Consider the following 17,694-nt stretch of genomic DNA (forward strand, 5'->3'; position numbering starts at 1 on the left):
GCTCGGAACGTGTCGCAGTATCGTGGTGTTTTCCGCCGCCGCGAGGTTTACGAAAATACACAAACGCGGATCGATCAGAGGGCTAGCGGGCCGCGCTTCGTGAACTCGCGGAGCAGCACGGTCGCGTACGACCCGCTCGGCAGCGCGAACGCGAACCGGGGGTCGCCGTCCGCGAACGACGCGTCGAGGTCGGTCCGAAGGAGGATCGCCCGCCGGGTGCCCGCGGAGTCGAACTCGCCGGGGAGGTCGAAGTCCCCCGGCTCGATGCCGGCGTCCGCGAGCACCTCGCGTTCGATCTCGCCGGGCTCGCCGTCGCCGAGCTCCGTCTCGGTGCCCACCAGCGGCGCGGTAACGAACGCCCGCCCGCGCTCGCAGTGCCTGGCGACCACGTCGACGCGGTCGGCGTCGACCCGCTGGAGCCGGTCCGCGTCGGGCGCGTACAGCTCCCCGGGCGCGTCGCCGTCGGCGAAACAGACCACGTCGCCGGCGACGGGGTGGTCGAAGGGGAGGCCGCGGCGCAGCCGCTCGCTGACGATCCGGTTGAAGAGGAACGACTGCGCGGCGTTGACGAACAGCCGCTGGAGGTTCGAGGGAACGGCCTCCAGCGCGTGCCACCAGTCCTCGTCGTCGGGCGGCGCGGCGGGGTCGACGCCGCGGTCGGCGAGCCGGTGGACCATCGACCGCTCGAACCGGAGCTTCCCGGGGATCGCGTCGAGGCACGCGGCCCAGTCGCCGTCGCCCGTGCCGTCGGCGGCGCGACCGCCGTCGCCGGGACTGCCGTCGGCCCCGAAGCCGTCGTCGGCTCCGGAACCGTCGCTCACGCCGAAGGCCGCGTTCACACGGTCGCGCGCGGCGCGGGTGTCGTCCGGCTCCGTCTCGGCCGGGTTACCCGCGTACAGCCGGACCGCCTCGCGGGGGTCCTCGCAGGCGATCGCGAGCCCGACGACGTGGGTGACCGGTCGCCGGCTGCCGAAACGCTGCTGGCCGAAGTAGTTCGGGACGCCGACGGTCGCCTCGATCGGAAACGCCCGCTCACCGGTCGAGGAGTCGTTCGGCCCGTCCGCGCCGCCCGCGAACGCCCGGAGGTCTTGTACCGCGTCCGCGACACGCTCGGGTGCCTCCCCGACCGCGTCCGCGACGCGGATCTCGAAGGCGTTGCCGGCGAGGTCGCCGAACGAGAGGCTCCGCCCCGCCCGGCCGAGCGCCTCGACATCGGCGCCGCGGATCTCGGGGAGCGCGTCCGCGTCGACCCCGCGGACCGTGAACAGCTGCGTGGTGACGGCGCGCTTGTCCTTCGTCCCCGCCCACGAGACGCGCTCGCGGCTGATCCCGAGGGCGTCCGAGAGCCGGCGCGCGAAGTCGTTCGTGTCCCAGTCGCGGAGCGTCGCCCGGACGACGAGTTCGGGGTAGCTCCCCGCTTCGGCGCCGAGCGGCTCCGCGTCGAACGCCTCCAGCTCCCGGACCCGAAAGTCCTCCGGCGACTCGCGGAGCCGGCCGCCGATCCCGTCGGCGTCGCTGACGTAGTACGCGATCCCGACGGCGCGCTCGGTCGGGTGCGCCTCGCGGAGAGTGCGTTCGGGGGCCATTCAGTACAGCGAGAGGTCGCCGGTCACGCGGTCGACGCTGTCGTCGCGGGCCGGCCCGACCGCGAGCGCGGTGACGGTGCCGGGCTCTAACTGTGTGTGCCCGGCGTCGCGGACGATCGCGTACGGGAGCCCCTCCCTGTCCGCCTTGTCGGCCAGCTCGAACAGCCGGCTCTCGGAGTCGCCCTTGAGGACGACCTTCTTCTGTCCCTCGCCCTGCCACTTCTTCCGCGCCCGCTCGCTCGCGTCCTGATACGCCGACAGCGACGCGTGCGCGACCTGCGCGGCGAGCTTTCCCTCGCCCATCCCGATGTCCGTCCGCGCGACGATCGCCTGTTTCATGTCCCGATTCACCGCCGCCGCGGGTTTAGCGCTTTGCTCTCGGTCGTCACGCCGACCGCTGGCGGGCGAGCGACCGAAAAAAGATCCCCGAGAACGCGACCGGCTTCAGTCGTCGGCGGGCGCCGCACCGCCGCGCGAGCCCGAGCCGAGGCCGGACGCCACGTCGGCGACCGTCCGCTCGTTGTTGACGACCCACCGGAGCAGGAGGAACGCGAAGAGGTACTTCGCGACGATGTCCATCCCGCTGTACGCCCACGAGGTGATCGCGACGTCAAGCACCGCCAGCCCCTCGGCGCCGAGCGCCCAGAAGATCGGGTAGCCGAGCCAGAGGACCACGGTGAGCACCTTCAGCGTGTTGAAGATGTCCGCCGTCCCGGCGATCTCGGCGTCCTCGGCCCACTCGGCGAGCAGGATGTAGAGGACGACGACGAAGAACGCGCAGCTGATCGCGTACCACACCCAGCGGAGCAGGTACGAAGACGTCGTCAGCGCGGCCGCGAGGCCGGTGACGCACATCCCGATGTCGGCCACGACGGCCGTGAACAGCTTCGTGGTGTTCGACCCGGCCAGCAGGCCGAGCGCGATGAGGATCATCGGCGTCGACAGCGCCCACGTGAGGTACCGGCCCCACGGGGTGAGAACCTCCTGCCCGGCCAATGCGTGGCCGGCCGGCATTTCGAGGAAGCTCACCGTGAGCCCGGAGACGAGGCCGGTGTAACTGGAGATAGAGACCAGCGGGACCATCAGCGTGGCCACGAAGATCAGTTGCGCGCGCGGGTCCTCCACGTTCCGGCCCATGTACACGAAGAGGAGGATCGAGAGGCCCGCGAGGGCGATGTTGATCCAGAGCGACGAAGCGAGGAGCGTGTCGCTCTGAACGGCCTCGAAGATCTGCGTTTGGGTCATTTCGAGCGGGACCATTCCGCCTGCGAGTATGTCGGCCGCTGCTGTTTCGATCATGCGACGGTGTGTATCACGTGGCGTATTTATTAAATGTACCAACCTGACTGGTAAGGTTTTTCTAACAGATTCCGGAACCGGCTCGTATTATTCGAAATATTCTTATTTATCGGTTAAATACCAGACGATCGTTTCGTCCCTCGCGGTCATCGACCGACCAGCGGGAGTCGGTCCAGCGGGCCAGCGCCGACGTCCGCCTCGACGGCGGCCGCGCAGTGTTCGCCGCCGAGCAGGCACATCGGCACCCCGATCCCCGGGTTGCTGCTCCCGCCGACGTAGTAGAGCCGGTCGGTCCCGCGGACGCGCGGCCCGGGGCGGAGCGGGCCGGTCTGTCGCATCGTGTGCGCGAGTCCGAGCGCGCTCCCGCCGGGCTGGTCGAACCGATCGGCGAACTCGGAGACGCACGCGGACTCCTCGGCGACGATCCGGCCGCGGAGGTCGGCGCCGGCCCGCGACGCCACGGCGTCGAGGACGCGCTCCCTGAGCGCCGTCCGTCGCTCGGGGGTGTCGTCGAGCCCGGGCGCGAGCGGCACGAGCGTCACGACCGCCTCGTGGCCGTCGGGCGCGACCGACGGGTCGGTGCGCGAGGGCACGTTCACGTACACGACCGGGTCCGTCTCCCCAGTCGGCCACGCGGGGTCGTCGAATATCGCCGCGAAGTGCGGGTCCCAGTCCGTCGGCAGCGCGAGCGTGTGGTGTTCCAGCTCCGGCAGCTCCCCCTCGACGCCGAGGTACAGCAGGTGCGCCGCGGGCCCGTACGTCCGCCGGTCCCAGTAGTCGCCGACCCGCGAGACGGCGCCGTCGGGGAGCAGCTCGCGCTCGACGTGCGCCGGCGGCGCATTACAGACGACCCGATCGTGGACGTAGCGGTCGCCGCCGAGCTCGACTTCGACGCCGCCGTCTATCGGCTCCAGCGCCGTCACCTCGACGCCCGTGTGAACGTCTGCGCCGGCGTCGCGCGCCACCGTTTCGACCGCCTCGATCACCTCGTACATCCCGCCCATGGGGTAGTAGACGCCGAGCCCGTAGTCGACGTGGCTCATCAGCTGGTACAGCGCCGGCGTGTTGTGCGGCGACCCGCCGAGGAAGACGAGCGTGTACTCCAACAGCTGCCTGAGCTTCGGGTGATCGACGTACGACCGCACCGTCTCGTCGAGCGTGGAGAGGAGGTCGAGCTCCCGTCCCCCGGCGAGGACGTCCAGCGAGAGGTAGTCCCGGAACCGCGATCGTCCGGGGAGCACGAACCGGTCCATCCCCGCGTCGTACGCTCGCTCGGCGTCGGCGAGGTACTCGCGGAACGCCTCGCCAGCGCCCGCCTCGTACGACTCGAACAGCTCGGCGGCCGCGTCGGGATCGGCGGGCACGTCGGCGCTGTCGCCGTCGTCCCAGAAGACGCGGTAGTGGGGGTCGAGCCGCGTCAAGTCGTAGAACTCCTCGGTCGACCGACCGAAGTCGTCGAAGAACCGGTCGAACAGGTCCGGAAGGAGGTACCACGACGGCCCGGTGTCGAACCGGAACCCGTCGAGTTCGATCCGACCGGCGACCCCGCCGACGCGCTCGGCGCGCTCGTACACCGTCACCTCCGCGCCGGCGGCCGCGAGGTACGCCGCCGCGGAGAGCCCCCCAACGCCCGCCCCCACTACGCCCACCGACTGCCCCCGAAGCGACTCGTCGCTCATGTGTGCGATTCGGCCTCGGTCCCCGTCAGTCGACGCCAACTCTCGACGGGGCTTTATTACGCGCTCCAACGAGCGGCGGCGACGCGTACTCGTTCGGCTCGCTTTTTTTCCGACTTCGACCGTTTGATCGACATATGGGACGGCGGTCGCGGTCGTCTGACTCCGGTCCTGCCGATCGCTTCGGATCCTCCGGCACCGCCGGAGCCGACGGCGCTCCGGACGCGGTCGGGAGCGGAGCGCCGGTCGCCGCGAGCGACGGCGGCGTCGCCGACGCCGAGGCGGCCCGGAGCGGTTCGGACGGGTCGCGGGCGGCCGGCAGACCCGGCACCGCCGGCGTCCGCGTCGAGGTGGTCGTCCGCGACCCGACGCCGGCGCCGGTGGCGGCGGTGCTGCCGCCCGGCGCGGTCGCGGAGGACGTCGACCGCATCCGCGTCGACGACGGGGTGGTCTCGCAGTTCCGCGCCGACCGCGCCGTCGACGCCGAGCTCGTCTTCGACGGCGGCGACGAGTTCGTCTACCGCTGCCGGAGCAGGGCGCCGGGGCAGTTCCCCGCCGACGCGGTCGAGTCGCTCGGCTACCCGGTCTCGTCGGTGACGGTCCGGACGGCGCCCGACCGCGTCCGGCTCGGGCTGTCGCTGCCCGCGGCCGACCCGCTGGGCGACGTGATCGACGCGCTGGAGGCGACCGGCGAGTCCGCGCGGCTCGAACGGCTCACCAGCTCCGGCGGGGCCGACAGTCGATCGGACCCTGTCGTCGTCGACCGGGGGCGGCTCACGGACCGGCAGCGGGAGGTGGTCCGTACCGCTCAGCGCCTCGGCTACTTCGAACACCCCCGCGAGGCGAGCGCGACGGAGGTGGCCGACGCCATCGGCATCGCCCGCGCCACGTTCTCGGAACACCTCGCGGCCGCGCAGCGCCGCGTCTTCGAGGACCTCGTCGGCGGGTAGGTTCCCGCGCGCCGAGGGCGACCGCGGTATTGAAACCGTTCTGGCCCCGAGGAGAGGTATGTACCGGAGACGGTTCCTTCGACGGGCCGGCGCCGTCGGGAGCGCGGCGACGGCGGTTGGCCTCGCCGGATGCGCGGGCGTCGGCGGCGAACCCGACTTCGACGTGGGGATGCTCGCCGCCGCGTATCAGCCCCGAGAGATCACGGTCTCGGTCGGCGACACCGTCGTCTGGGAGAACACGAGCGCGCGGTCGCACACCGTCACCGCGACCGAGGGCGGACTGCCTGACGGCGCGGAGTTCTTCGCCTCCGGCGGCTTCGACGACTTCGAGACCGCCAAGGCGGCGTGGCAGTCCGACTTCGGCGGCATCCTGAGGAACGGCGACCGCTTCGAACACACCTTCACGGTCCCCGGCGCCCACGAGTACGTCTGTATCCCGCACCGCGAGGGCGGCATGTACGGGACCGTCGTCGTCGAGGAGTGAGCCGTGAGCCCGCCCGCCCCCCGCCGAAATCCATTCCCGCCCGCGTCACGAACGAGGGGTGACTGAGAGATGGACCTCTCGCCGCTCCTCGGGACCGACGTCCTGCTGTTCCTCGCGATCGGGCTGCTCGGCGGCGCCCACTGTATCGGCATGTGCGGCCCGCTCGTCACCGTCTACGCGAGTCGGATGGACGCCGACGGCGGCCGGACCGACGGCGGCGGGGCGGGCGCCGCGCGCACGGCGGACAGGGCGACCGGCCGCGAGGGGCACCTCACCACCTACGAGGTCCGCCAGCACACGCTGTTCAACCTCGGACGCGCGGCGAGTTACGCGACAATCGGAACGCTGCTGGGCGCGCTCGGCGGCGCGGTGTTCGTCACCACCGCGACCCTGACCGGCGCCGCCGAAACCGTCCGCGGCGGGGTCGGCCTCCTCGTCGGCGCGGCCGTCATCCTCGTCGGCGTCAGGTACCTCCTCGGCGGCGCGACCGGCGGGGTCCACCTCCCCGGGCTCGAACGCGTCACCGGGTGGCTCACCGGGTACGTCGACCGCCTCGCGAACGGCCCGGGGATCGTCGCGCTCGGCGCGGTCCACGGGCTGTTACCCTGTCCGATCCTCTACCCGGCGTACCTCTACGCGTTCGCCAGCGGCTCGGCGGTCGCCGGCGGCGTCGCGCTCGGCGCGCTCGGGCTCGGGACGATCCCGGCCGTCTTCGCCTACGGGACGCTGATCGAGAGCGTCGACCCCGTCCACCGCCGCCGGGTCCACCGGCTGCTCGGCGTCGCGTTCGTCGCGCTCGGCTACGTGCTGTTCGCTCACGGGCTGATGTCCGTCGGGATCCACGTGCCGCACCCGCGGCTCCCGTTCTGGAACCCGCTCGACGCCGGCATGGGGGGCATGTGAAATGAGCGGGGCCGCTCGACCGCCGGACGCGGGCGACGACCCCTCCGCGTGTACCCTCTGTGAGCTTCCGACCGAGGGCGTCGACGTCACCGACGGCGAGGGCAACCGCTTCTGTTGTACCGGCTGCCGCGACGTGTACGCCGCGCTCGGCGACGTCGACGTCGACGCCGACGCGGTCCGCGAGCGGCGGCAGGAACGCGGCGACGACGGTGCGGGCGGGCCTGACGACCCCGACGCCGAGGGCGGGTCCGGCGACCGCGACGTGCCCGAGGGTCACGAGGCGACGTTCCTGGAGGTCGACGGGATGCACTGCGCGACCTGCGAGGCGTTCATCGAGACGGTCGCGACCGACGCCGACGGCGTCAGCGGCGCGAGCGCGAGCTACGTCACCGACACGGTGCGGATCGACCACGACCCGGACGCGGTCACCATCGACGACCTCACCGAGACCGTGAGCGGGCTTGGATACAGCGCGTACGACCGCGACGACGCCTTCTCGCGCCGACAGGCGCGGAACATGGCGACGGCGCGGCTCGCCGCGGGCGTCCTCGTCGGGATGGCGGTCATGCTCCAGTACATCGTCCTCATCTACCCGACCTACTTCGCGTTCCCGTTCTACAACGAGCGCACGCTGGAGTACCTCAACCAGGCGATGGCCTCGACCTCCGGAACGTACTTCTTCATCGTCATCGGCGTCCTCACCACCATCGTCCTCTTTTTCACCGGGAAGCCGATCCTGCGGGGCGCGTACGTCAGCGCGAAGACGCGCTCGCCGAACATGGACCTCCTCGTCGCCATCGCGGCAGTGAGCGCCTACCTCTACAGCACGCTCGCGGTGATATTCGTCGAGTCGCCCTCGATATACTACGACGTGACCGTCGCCATCGTCGTCATCGTCACCGTCGGCAACCACTACGAGGACTCGGTGAAGGACCGCGCGACCGAACTGCTCTCCGAGGTCACCGCCGTCCAAGTCGACGACGCCCGGCGGCTGACCGCGGACGGGGAGCCGGAGTCGGTCGCCGTCGACGCGCTCGAACCGGGCGACCGGCTCCTCGTGCGCGCCGGCGAGCGGGTCCCGGTCGACGGCGAGGCGGTCGATGGCGACGCCGCGGTCGACGAGTCGGTCGTCACCGGCGAGTCGCTCCCGGTCCGGAAGGTCGCCGGCGACGCGGTCGTCGGCGGCTCCGTCGTCGCCGACGGGTCGCTCACGGTCGCGGTCGGCCCGGACGCGACCTCCAGCCTCGACCGCGTCGCGGAGCTGGTGTACGACCTCCAGAGCGGGAACCACGGCGTCCAGAAGCTCGCCGACCGGCTCGCGACGGTGTTCGTCCCCGCCGTCCTCGGCATCGCGGTCGTCGCCGCGGGCGCGTCGCTCGCGCTCGGCGGGGCACCGACCGACGCGATGCTCGTCGGGCTGACGGTGCTGATCGTCTCCTGCCCGTGCGCGCTCGGGCTGGCGACGCCGCTCGCGGTCGCCGCCGGCATCCGCGACGCGCTGGAGCGCAACATCGTCGTGTTCGACGACACCGTCTTCGAGCGGATCCGCGACGCGGACACGGTGGTCTTCGACAAGACCGGGACGCTGACCACCGGCGAGATGCGGCCGATCGCCCGCGAGGTCGACGACGACCTGCTCCGGCTCGCTGCCGCGCTCGAATCGCGCTCCGCGCACCCGGTCGGGCAGGCCGTCGCGGCGGCGCGAGCCGAGGTCGGCACCGAGGGCGCCGCGCCCGGCGGCGCGACCGGCGACGGCACCGGGCCGGCCGTCGCCGACGGCGGCGCGGAGGCGGTCGACGCCTCGACGGAGGGGCCGGACCCCTCGGCCGACGCGGGCGGGCCCGCGGTCGAGTCCTTCGAGGACCACGCCCGCGGCGTCTCCGGCGTCGTCGACGGGGTCGAGGTCGTCGTCGGCCACCCGGACCTGTTCGACGAGCGCGGGTGGACCGTCCCCGACGCGGTCCGCGAGGCGGTCGCCGACGCGCGGGACGTGGGGCGCGTCCCGGTCGCGGTCGGCCGCGACGGCGCCGCGGAGGGGTTCCTCGTGGTCGGCGACGAGCTCCGCGAGGGCTGGGAGGAGACGGTGACGGCGCTCGATCGCTCGGGCGTCGAGGTGATCGTCCTCACCGGCGACGACGAGCGCGCCGCGACTGTGTTCGCCGAGCACGCCGCCGTCTCGTCGGTGTTCGCCGGCGTGCCGCCCGAGGGGAAGGCCGAGGCGGTCGGGCGGCTGAAGGAGCGCGGCGTCACCGTGATGGTCGGCGACGGCACCAACGACGCGCCGGCGCTCGCGGCGGCCGACCTCGGGGTCGCGCTCGGCGGCGGCACCGCGATGGCGGCCGACGCCGCCGACGTGGCGATCGTCGACGACGAGCTCGGCTCCGTGGCGACCGTCTTCGAGCTCGCCCGGGCGGCCGGCCGGCGCGTGAAGGGGAACATCGGCTGGGCGTTCTGCTACAACGCGGTCGCCATCCCGCTCGCGGCGACCGGACTGCTGAACCCCCTTTTCGCCGCCGTCGCGATGGGGGCGTCGAGCCTCCTCGTGGTGACGAACTCCTCGCGGGCGCTGCTCGCGGACGACTGAGGGCGGCCCGTGACGCGGCCGCGCCCGCCCCTACCGCAAGCGACTTTCGGCTCACGCGAGTAGACCTGAGCGATGACAGACCAACAGCAGCAGCCCGCGACGCCGACGCGGAACGGAATGCCCGTTTTCGGGCTCGGCACGTGGGAGAACGACGACCCCGCCCAGTGTACCGAGTCGGTCGCGAACGCGCTCGACGCCGGCTACCGCCACGTCGACACCGCGCAGATCTACGGCAACGAGGCGGCCGTCGGCGACGGGATCGCGAAGAGCGACGTCGACCGCGACGACATCTTCCTCGCGTCGAAGGTGTGGATCGACGAGCTCGCGCCCGCGGACGTCGCCTCGTCGACCCGCGAGAGCCTCGACAAGCTCGGCGTCGACGCGGTCGATCTCATGTACGTCCACTGGCCGGCCGGAGAGTACGAGCCCGAGGAGACGCTGCCGGCGTTCGCCGAGCTCCGCGACGACGGCCTGATCGACCGCATCGGCGTCTCGAACTTCGAACCCGAACACCTCGACGCCGCGACGGACGCGCTCGGCGAGGCGCCGTTCGCGAACCAGGTCGAGATGCACCCGCTGCTCCGCCAGGAGGAGCTCCGCGACTACGCCGACGCCAACGGCATCGAACTCGTCGCCTACTCGCCGCTCGCCCGCGGGGAGATCCTCGACGACCCGGCGATCGCCGACATCGCCGAGAAGCACGGCGTCAGCGCGGCGCAGGTGAGCCTCGCGTGGCTGCGCGAGTCCGGCGTCACCGCCATCCCGAAGGCGACCGGGATCGACCACATCCGCGACAACCTCGCGAGCCTCGACCTCGAACTCGACGACGAGGACGTCGAGGCCATCGACACGCTCGGCCGGACCGACCGGCAGCTGAACCCCGACTTCGGGCCCGACTGGTAGGGCGTCCGGCTCACTTCGCCGCCCGCGGGAGCGACACCGTGATCCGGTTGCCGCGCTCGCGGCCGGCCGGATCGGAGTCGACCGCGACGTCCCCGTTGGACAGCTCCACGCTCCAGTAGACGACCCAGAAGCCGAGGCCGCTGCTGTGGTAGACGTGCGTCATGTCGTGGTCGCCGGTGAGCACGTCGGCCTCGACCGACGGTATCGCCGGGAGGTCGTCTTCGATCACGAGTTCGGCGCCGTCGTCGGTCCGACGCAGTCGGACCGTCACCGTCGGCCTCCCGTCGTCGCTGTGCTGAAACGGGTTCTCGAGGAGTTCGGTCACCGCCGACCGGAGTTCGCAGCGCCCGTCGACGGTGACCGCGTCGAGGCCGTCGACCGTGATCGACCCCTCGGGGTATCGGTCCCTGACGGTCTCGACGCACCCCTCGACCACGCTCCGGAGGTCGATCCGATCGGTCTCCCGCTGGTCGGTGATGAGATCGATGACCTCCCGTTCCTTCTCTGCGGTCTGGAGGAGGCGTTCGCCGACCCGTCGGATCACCGCCGTGTGTTCCGCCGCCTCCGGCACGTCGGCCTCGAGGTCCTCGACCGTCCCGAGGACGATGTTGAGTTCGTTCCGGAGGTTGTGGCGCAGGAGGTTGTCCATCACGACGAGCTGTCGTTCCCGACGGCGGCGGTCGGTGACGTCCTTGGTGAACCCCGTGATGCGGACGACCTCGCCGTCCTCGATTATCGGCTCGCCCTGGACCCACACCCACCGGTTGTAGTTCTCTTCGGGGTTCACCCGGTACTCAATATCGACGGAGTCGCCCGCGGCGAGCAGTTTCATCGCCTCCTCGACCGCGGGCCGGTCGTCCGGATGGACCGCGTCGAGGAACTTGTCCGGGTCGCCGCGGATCTCGTCAGTCGGTGTGCCGTATATGTCCTCGTACGCGGGGTTCACGAAGAGGAGCTCCGACCAGTCCGCGTCGAACATCCAGAGGACGTCGCCGGAGACCGCCGCGATTTCTTTGAGGTGGGAGGTGGCCTCCGCGCGCTGCCGCTCGGCGCGGACGCGGTCGGTCACGTCCCGCGAGCTGACGACGTACCCGTCGAGTTCGTCGTCGGTGAGATTCGACATCCGGCTCTCCAGCCAGACCCACGACCCGTCCGCAGTGCGGTGGCGGTACTCGACGGTCTCCTCGGCGAACCCGTCGCTGGTGATCGTTCGCTGGAACGCCGCACGGACCGCCTCACGGTCGTCCGGGTGTATGTACTCGAAGGCGACCTCGCCCACGAGCTCCGCCGGCGGGATGCCGAGAATCCGCTCTGAAGCCCCGTTGACGAACGTGAACCGACCTTCGTCGTCGACCAGGGCGATCTTGTCCTGGGCCTGATCGAGCAGCAGCCCGAGCGGTTCGGACCCGTTCATTCCCTCATGCTCCCACGCGTACGCGTATAATCGTCACGGCCGTTCGCGTCCGCCGGCGGTCACGGACGAACTACGCCACCGGAAGGGACCACGGCGTGTCGGGACGCGATCAGACGGTCCGAGTGGACCCCGTTCAGTCGTCGCTCGCCGAGAGCGCCTCTCGAATCTCTTCCAGCTTGAAATAGGATGCGAGACCGAGTATCGTCACGGGCCACAGACCGACGAACTGCCCGCGCTGCTTGTCGCCGCGCACGTAGTAGAAGTACAGCGCGAGCGCCACCGACCCCACGGACGCGAACACTGCGGGTCCGAGTCCGTCACTACCGACCTCTTCGACAACTTCTGCCGCCGTCTCTTCTGTTGTATCGCTCACATACGATTAACGCCCCAGACGGGCATATGTGTTTCCTTGCTGTGAGCCCTACTTCGGGCCGTATTCGTCTCACGTCGTCGGCGGCGGCGTCACGATGACCCCGACCGCTCGCTCCGAAACACGAGCACGAAGATCAGGACCGACAGCACGATCATGACCGCCGCGAACACGCGCTCGTCGTCTGTCACAGCGTCGACCGGATCTTGGAGCATACGTCCGGTACGGCCCCCACGCTAATGTATCTCGGTATCAGCGGCGAACGCGACTCGTCCCCGTCAACACTGGCGACTCCGCACGAGCGGACGCCGTCGCTCGGACCGCCGACGGCCGGCCCACCCTCCCGCGAACCGCACGAAACGATTTGAGGCCGCGGACCGTACTGCGAGCATGCGTGACATTAACCCGGACACGCTGATGCTGGTGGCGGGTGTGGCGATCTCACTGATCGCGCTCTTAGAGCTGTATCCGCTCTGGAAAAATCGGAGAGACGACCGACGGTGACGGCCGTCCCTTTCACACCGGACCCGCATTCGGCGGCCACGGCGCACCGACTCCCCGGCGGCCACGGCGACGGGCGTGCCGGTCCTGAGCGCGACACGGGGACCGGGCGGCGACCCTTCAGACGTGTTCCGCGAGGAAGTCGACGATCCCGCGGTACGCCTCGATCCGGTTGCCGAGCTTCGCGAACCCGTGTCCCTCGTCCTCGAAGATCAGTTTCCGCACCGGGACGCCCTGTTCGCGCGCCTCCTCGACGATCTGCTCCGCCTCGCCGACGGGCACCCGCGGGTCGTTCTCGCCGTGGAGGACGAACAGCGGGGCCGCGATCCGGTCGATGTTGTTGATCGGGGAGACGGACTCGAGGAACTCGCGGTCCGCGTCGAGCGAGCCGTACTCGGCCTCGCGCAGCGACCGCCGCCACTCCCCGGTGTTCTCCAAGAACGTCACGAAGTTCGCGATGCCGACGATGTCGACCCCGGCGGCCCACAGCTCCGGGTACTCGGTCAGCGACGCGAGCACCATAAACCCGCCGTAAGAGCCGCCCATCGCGACGACGCGGTCCGGGTCGACCTCGGGGTGGTCGTGGAGCCAGCCGACGCCCTCCCGGACGTCCTTCACCGAGTCCATCCGGTTCTCCACGTCGTCGAGCCCGGAGTACGCCTTCCCGTACCCCGAGGAGCCCCGGACGTTCGGTTCGAGGACCGCGTACCCGTTGTTCAGCAGGTACTGCGTCACAGAGGCGAAGGATGGCCGCCGCTGCGACTCCGGCCCGCCGTGGATGTCGACGACGACCGGGTACCCAGACTCCGGCGGCTCCGTCTCGGGCACGGAGAAGAACGCTGGGATCTCCCGGCCGTCGAACGTCGGGTAGTGGACCAGCTCGCGCTCGACGAACGTGTCCGCTGGGATCCCCGCGGTCGAGGCGCGCGTCCACCGCTCCGCCTCGCCGCTCGTCGCGTCGACGACGTGGACGTTCGCGTTGTGGGTGCTCCCCGTCGTCGTCACGGCGAACCGGTCGCCGTCGGGCCCGAAGCTCACGCCGCCGGCGACGCCGTCCGGGAGGTCCGGCTCCGGGAACTCGTCGATGCGGTCGGGGGCGACGAGTTCGCCCGCCGTGAGTTCGGTGTAGCCGTCGACGTTCCGGGAGTAGACCACCCGGCGGGAGGACTCGTCTATCGCGACGCCGTCGACGTTCCACTCGCCCCCGTCGGCGACGACGGCGAACTCGTCGGTCTCCAGGTCGATCCGCTCCAGGCGGAGCGTGTCGGTGTCGCGGTCGGTGACGAGGTACACGCTCTCGCCGTCGGGCCCCCACTCCGGACCGGCGTACCGCACGTCGCCCTCGTGGGGCGTGTGGTGGGTCAGGTCGCCGCTCGCGAGGTCGAGGGTGTACACGTCGTGGTCGAACGAGGAGTGCGCCTCGTGGACGATCAGCCGGTCGTCGCTCGGCGACCACCCGGCGACGGAGAGCCAGCCGTCCCCCTCGTGGACCAGTCCCGCGTCGTCGCCGGTCTCGTCGCGGGCCTGAACGTACACGTCGAAGACGGCCTCGTCGCGCCGGTTCGACGCGAACGCGAACCGGTCGCCCGCCGAGTCCCAGCCGCCCCACCGGTGTTTCGCCTCCGGCTTGGCCGTCAGCTCGGTGATCCCCCCCGACTCGTAGTTGAGCAGATACAGCTGCGCGCGCTCGTTGCCGCCCTCGTCCATTCCGAACACCGCTTCGGACCGCTCCGGCGAGGAGTCGACGAAGGAGACTGACTCCTCGAAGAACGTGTGCTGCTCGGGCCACGACTCGGGCCCGCGGACCGACCACACCTGCCCCGTGCCGGTCGTGTCGAGGAGGAACGACAGCCGACCGTCGGGGCCGAGGTCGGCGCCGCCCGCGTTCCGCACGTTGAGGTAGCGTTCGATGTCGTACTGTCGCATGACACTCGGTTCCGCGCCTGCCGTGAAACCGTTTCGGGTGACGGAACCCTCGCCGCGGTCCCGCGACTCCTCGAGATGCCGTGTCTTTTTACCGACTCCCCCCGTGCGGTCGGCGTATGCGCGTCGCGTTCGCCTCGCTCTTCGCCCCCGGACACGGGGAGACCCCGGCGCGAACGCGGACCCTGCGGACCGCCCGCGCGCTCGCCGACCGCGGCCACGACGTGGTCTGGCTCTGCGCACAGTGGTGGGGCGGCGACCACGACGCCTTCGAGGACGACGGGATCGAGTTCCGGGCGGTCACCGTCGAGCCCGCGCCGATCCCGTTCGCCGCGCGGCTCCCGGCCGCGGTCCGGCGCGCGGGAGCCGACGTGGTCCACGCGGTCAACAGCCCGCCGACGCCGGCGCTCGCCGCCACGGTCGCGGGGTCGCTCTCGCGGGTCCCGGTCGTCGTCGACTGGTGGCGCGACCACCCCGCCGACGCCCGCCGGTGGTACCGGCCGCTCGCCCGCCGCGCGGACGCGGTCTCGACCCCCTCGCGGACCACGAAGACCCGCGTCCGCGAGCACGGGGCGGACGGCGACGACGTGCGCGTGCTCCCCGAGAGCATCGACTTCGACGCGGTCGAGTCCGCCGGCGTCGACGACCGCTTCGACGCGGTGTACGCCCGGCGACTCGACCGCCACGCCAACGTCGAGACGTTCCTGCTCGGGCTCGCCGAGCTGCGCGGCCGCGACTGGACCGCGGCGGTGATCGGCGACGGCCCCGAGCGCGGCCGGATCGAGGCGACCGCCAGCAACCTCCGGATCGCCGACCGGGTCGAGTTCCTCGGCGACCTGCCGCTCGACGAGCGGCTCCCGATACTCAAGGGGACGCACGTCGCGGTCGCCACCGCCACGTGGGAGACGTTCGCGACCGACCTGCTGTGGGCGGTCGCGTGCGGCTGCGTCGCCCTCGTGGAGTACCAGGCCGACTCCAGCGCCCACGAGCTCGTCGAGGGGCGCGAGCGCGGGCGACTCGTCACGAGCCCGGCGGAGCTGGCCGACGAGTTCGTCGCGGTCGGCGACCTCGAACGCCGTGCGGTCGACCGCGAGTTCGCGTCGTTCGACCGCGAGGCGGTTATCGACCGGTACGTCGCGCTGTACGAGGAGCTCGTCGACGGGGAGTGACGGGACTGCGGGGTGACCCACGAACGGAGGAAGAACCGCGAACTGTCGGGAGGACCGCGGACCGGCGCGACGGACGGCGAGAGGGGAGCGACCGCCCGCTACGCCTGGTCCTGCCCGGTGATCGTGCCGCCGTACTTCATGAAGACGAACGCCAGCCCCAGCGTGCTCACCATCGCGATGAACGTCGCGATGCCGAGCGCGCGGGCGGCGTCCGGGACGAACACCGCGTTCGACCCGCCGCCGCCGACCTCGACGGTGGGGATGTCCTCGCCGACGGCGAGGCCGGCGTGCATGCCGACCGCGGTGTGGGGCACGCAGTGGTAGTGGGTGATCCCGGCGTCCTCGCTCGACGTCTCGTACTCGTACGTCGCTCCCTCCTCGCCGACGGGGTCGCCGCTGTCGAGGCTGGCCGGGCCGCCGCCCTCGACCGTCTGGACGTTGTGGGAGCCGCCGGCGCCCGTCCACTCCCAGGTGATCGTCGTCCCCTCGTCGACCCACACGAGTGTCGGGTCGAACGCGAGGCCTTGGTCGCCCGCCCCGACCGAGATGGTCACCGAGTCCTGACCGCGGGCGTCGGTGTACGACCCGACGTTCCCTTCGGTCGCGCTGGGCCAGTCGGGCTCCACTTCCTGTGCCGCCGCCGTCCCCGCCGTCGCCGTCGCCGCGCCGGCGGCGGCCGCCGCACCGCCGGCCGTCCGCATGAACGCGCGCCGAGAGACGTCGTCCGAACTCATACGAGGCGGTTCGTGGTGACCCGTAGTGAATATGTTGATCCGAACGCGGCGTCGACCCCGCTCTACTTATAAGAAATCGCCGCCTCGGCGGCCGGAAATCACAGCGAAATCTACCGCCGGATCCGGTCGAGGTCGTCGACGAAGGCCCGGAGCGCCGAGCGCGTCACGTGCGGCATACACACGACGCGGAGTTCGCCGGCGCCGGTCCGCGACACCTTCCAGCCGGCGTCGCGGAGCGACTCGAACTCCGACTCGGGCACGTCGGCCGCGACGAGCGGGAGCTCCGGCTCGACGACGCGGTAGCCGCGATCCGCGAGCTCGTCGGCGAGCCAGTCGGCGTTGTCGGCCGCGCGTTCGGCCGCCTCGCGGTATCCGTCGGGCCACAGCGCGTCCATCGCCGCGACGGCGCCCGCGACGCCCGCGCCGCTCCGGGTCCCGGTCAGCGTCGCCTGCGACCGGGACTCCAGGTAGGGGGTGTCGACCGCGAGCGCGTCGAGCGCGGCGTCCTCGCGCGCCAGCAGGCCGCCCGCCGGCACCGGGGCTTGCCCGTACTTGTGGGGGTCGATCGTCAGCGTGTCGACCGCGGCGTCGGCGAACGCCCACGCGTGGTCGGTGAACGGGAGGACGAACCCGCCCCACGCGGCGTCGACGTGGAACCGCGCCCCGACTTCCTCGGCGATCGCCGCCAGCTCGGGGATCGGGTCGACCCGCCCGTACTCCGTGCTGCCGGCGACGCCGACGACGAGTGCGGTCCCGTCGTTGACCGCGGCCGCGACGGCGTCGACGTCGGCCCGGAAGTCGTCGTCGAGGGGGACCGTCCGCAGCTCGACCCCGAGCACCTCCGCGGCCTTCGTGAACGAGAAGTGCGCGCTCGCCGGCGCGACGACGTTGACCTCGTTCCCGTCGCTCCCGCCGTGTCGGTTCCGCGCCGACCGCACCGCCTGGACGTTCGCCTCGGTGCCGCCGGAGGTGACGTACCCCGCGGCGTCGGCGGGGGCCGAGTGGGCCGCGAGCGTCGCGAGCCCCTCGACCGCCCGGGCCTCCAGCTCCGCCACCGACTCGTACGTCGCGGGGTCGCCGGGGTTCGTCGCGAGGAATCGCTCGGCGGCCGCGCGGGCGTCCGGGTGCGGCTCGGTACACATCGAGGAGAGCACCCGGTCGAACGACTGCGGCTCCGGTTCCGGCTGTCGCATCTGCC

Annotated in this window: 16 protein-coding genes; 6 read left to right on the forward strand and 10 right to left on the reverse strand. The window is 71.5% G+C overall.

Annotated elements, in window-relative coordinates:
- Window positions 1-74 precede the first annotated feature (74 nt).
- From truD to EO776_RS04010, 4 genes are all read right to left on the reverse strand, one after another.
- Entirely contained in the window at window positions 75-1,586 is a 1,512-nt protein-coding gene (gene truD, locus EO776_RS03995; protein WP_094520362.1) for a tRNA pseudouridine(13) synthase TruD, read from the reverse strand.
- Window positions 1,587-1,925 (reverse strand): peptidyl-tRNA hydrolase Pth2, encoded by a 339-nt coding sequence (gene pth2 / locus EO776_RS04000; protein WP_089307943.1) that lies wholly within the window; start codon window positions 1,923-1,925, stop codon window positions 1,587-1,589. It abuts the gene before it with no gap.
- 105 nt (window positions 1,926-2,030) lie between these two features.
- Entirely contained in the window at window positions 2,031-2,831 is an 801-nt protein-coding gene (locus EO776_RS04005; RefSeq protein ID WP_086220664.1) for a bacteriorhodopsin, read from the reverse strand.
- Window positions 2,832-3,031: 200 nt separating this feature from the next.
- A complete protein-coding gene (locus EO776_RS04010; RefSeq protein ID WP_129452370.1) occupies window positions 3,032-4,564 on the reverse strand; it encodes a phytoene desaturase family protein in 1,533 nt (510 codons plus the stop codon).
- Window positions 4,565-4,698: 134 nt separating this feature from the next.
- On the opposite strand from EO776_RS04010, the gene EO776_RS04015 reads away from it, so the two are divergent.
- The 5 genes from EO776_RS04015 (at window position 4,699) to EO776_RS04035 (ending at window position 10,385) form a co-directional block, all read left to right on the forward strand.
- Window positions 4,699-5,511: a helix-turn-helix domain-containing protein gene (locus tag EO776_RS04015; protein ID WP_089307941.1), complete on the forward strand. Its 813-nt coding sequence runs from the start codon at window positions 4,699-4,701 to the stop codon at window positions 5,509-5,511.
- A gap of 58 nt (window positions 5,512-5,569) precedes the next feature.
- A complete protein-coding gene (locus EO776_RS04020) occupies window positions 5,570-5,995 on the forward strand; it encodes a plastocyanin/azurin family copper-binding protein (RefSeq protein WP_094519383.1) in 426 nt (141 codons plus the stop codon).
- A gap of 69 nt (window positions 5,996-6,064) precedes the next feature.
- Window positions 6,065-6,898 (forward strand): sulfite exporter TauE/SafE family protein, encoded by an 834-nt coding sequence (locus EO776_RS04025; RefSeq protein ID WP_049932459.1) that lies wholly within the window; start codon window positions 6,065-6,067, stop codon window positions 6,896-6,898.
- Between the two features lies 1 nt (window position 6,899).
- On the forward strand, window positions 6,900-9,482 hold the full coding sequence (locus EO776_RS04030) for a heavy metal translocating P-type ATPase (RefSeq protein ID WP_086216963.1): 2,583 nt from the start codon (window positions 6,900-6,902) through the stop codon (window positions 9,480-9,482).
- Between the two features lie 117 nt (window positions 9,483-9,599).
- On the forward strand, window positions 9,600-10,385 hold the full coding sequence (locus tag EO776_RS04035; protein WP_094495235.1) for an aldo/keto reductase: 786 nt from the start codon (window positions 9,600-9,602) through the stop codon (window positions 10,383-10,385).
- Between the two features lie 10 nt (window positions 10,386-10,395).
- Here the strand turns inward: EO776_RS04035 and EO776_RS04040 are convergent, their stop codons facing one another.
- The 4 genes from EO776_RS04040 to EO776_RS04050 all read right to left on the reverse strand — a co-directional run bounded on the left by EO776_RS04040 (window position 10,396) and on the right by EO776_RS04050 (window position 14,596).
- Window positions 10,396-11,799, reverse strand: a complete 1,404-nt coding sequence (locus tag EO776_RS04040; RefSeq protein WP_176454912.1) for a PAS domain-containing sensor histidine kinase — start codon at window positions 11,797-11,799, stop codon at window positions 10,396-10,398.
- A 133-nt stretch (window positions 11,800-11,932) separates the two neighbouring features.
- Complete coding sequence (locus EO776_RS04045) at window positions 11,933-12,172, reverse strand: hypothetical protein (RefSeq protein ID WP_049932464.1); 240 nt, start codon at window positions 12,170-12,172, stop codon at window positions 11,933-11,935.
- An 89-nt stretch (window positions 12,173-12,261) separates the two neighbouring features.
- Complete coding sequence (locus EO776_RS19605) at window positions 12,262-12,384, reverse strand: hypothetical protein (protein ID WP_254921814.1); 123 nt, start codon at window positions 12,382-12,384, stop codon at window positions 12,262-12,264.
- Between the two features lie 406 nt (window positions 12,385-12,790).
- The gene (locus EO776_RS04050; protein WP_094519382.1) at window positions 12,791-14,596 is read right to left on the reverse strand and encodes a S9 family peptidase; all 1,806 of its coding nucleotides are present in this window, start codon (window positions 14,594-14,596) and stop codon (window positions 12,791-12,793) included.
- A gap of 116 nt (window positions 14,597-14,712) precedes the next feature.
- Here EO776_RS04050 and EO776_RS04055 point away from each other — a divergent pair, with 116 nt between their 5' ends.
- The gene (locus tag EO776_RS04055; RefSeq protein ID WP_094519381.1) at window positions 14,713-15,762 is read left to right on the forward strand and encodes a glycosyltransferase; all 1,050 of its coding nucleotides are present in this window, start codon (window positions 14,713-14,715) and stop codon (window positions 15,760-15,762) included.
- 98 nt (window positions 15,763-15,860) lie between these two features.
- On the opposite strand, the gene EO776_RS04060 is transcribed toward EO776_RS04055, so the two are convergent.
- A complete protein-coding gene (locus tag EO776_RS04060; protein ID WP_049932469.1) occupies window positions 15,861-16,496 on the reverse strand; it encodes a halocyanin domain-containing protein in 636 nt (211 codons plus the stop codon).
- 110 nt (window positions 16,497-16,606) lie between these two features.
- Window positions 16,607-17,689 carry a tyrosine decarboxylase MfnA gene (gene mfnA / locus EO776_RS04065; protein ID WP_089307937.1) on the reverse strand — a complete coding sequence of 361 codons (1,083 nt, stop codon included), beginning with the start codon at window positions 17,687-17,689 and terminating at the stop codon, window positions 16,607-16,609.
- Window positions 17,690-17,694 lie beyond the last annotated feature (5 nt).

Origin of the sequence: Halorubrum ezzemoulense, from assembly GCF_004126515.1 — an archaeon.
Lineage (GTDB): Archaea > Halobacteriota > Halobacteria > Halobacteriales > Haloferacaceae > Halorubrum > Halorubrum ezzemoulense.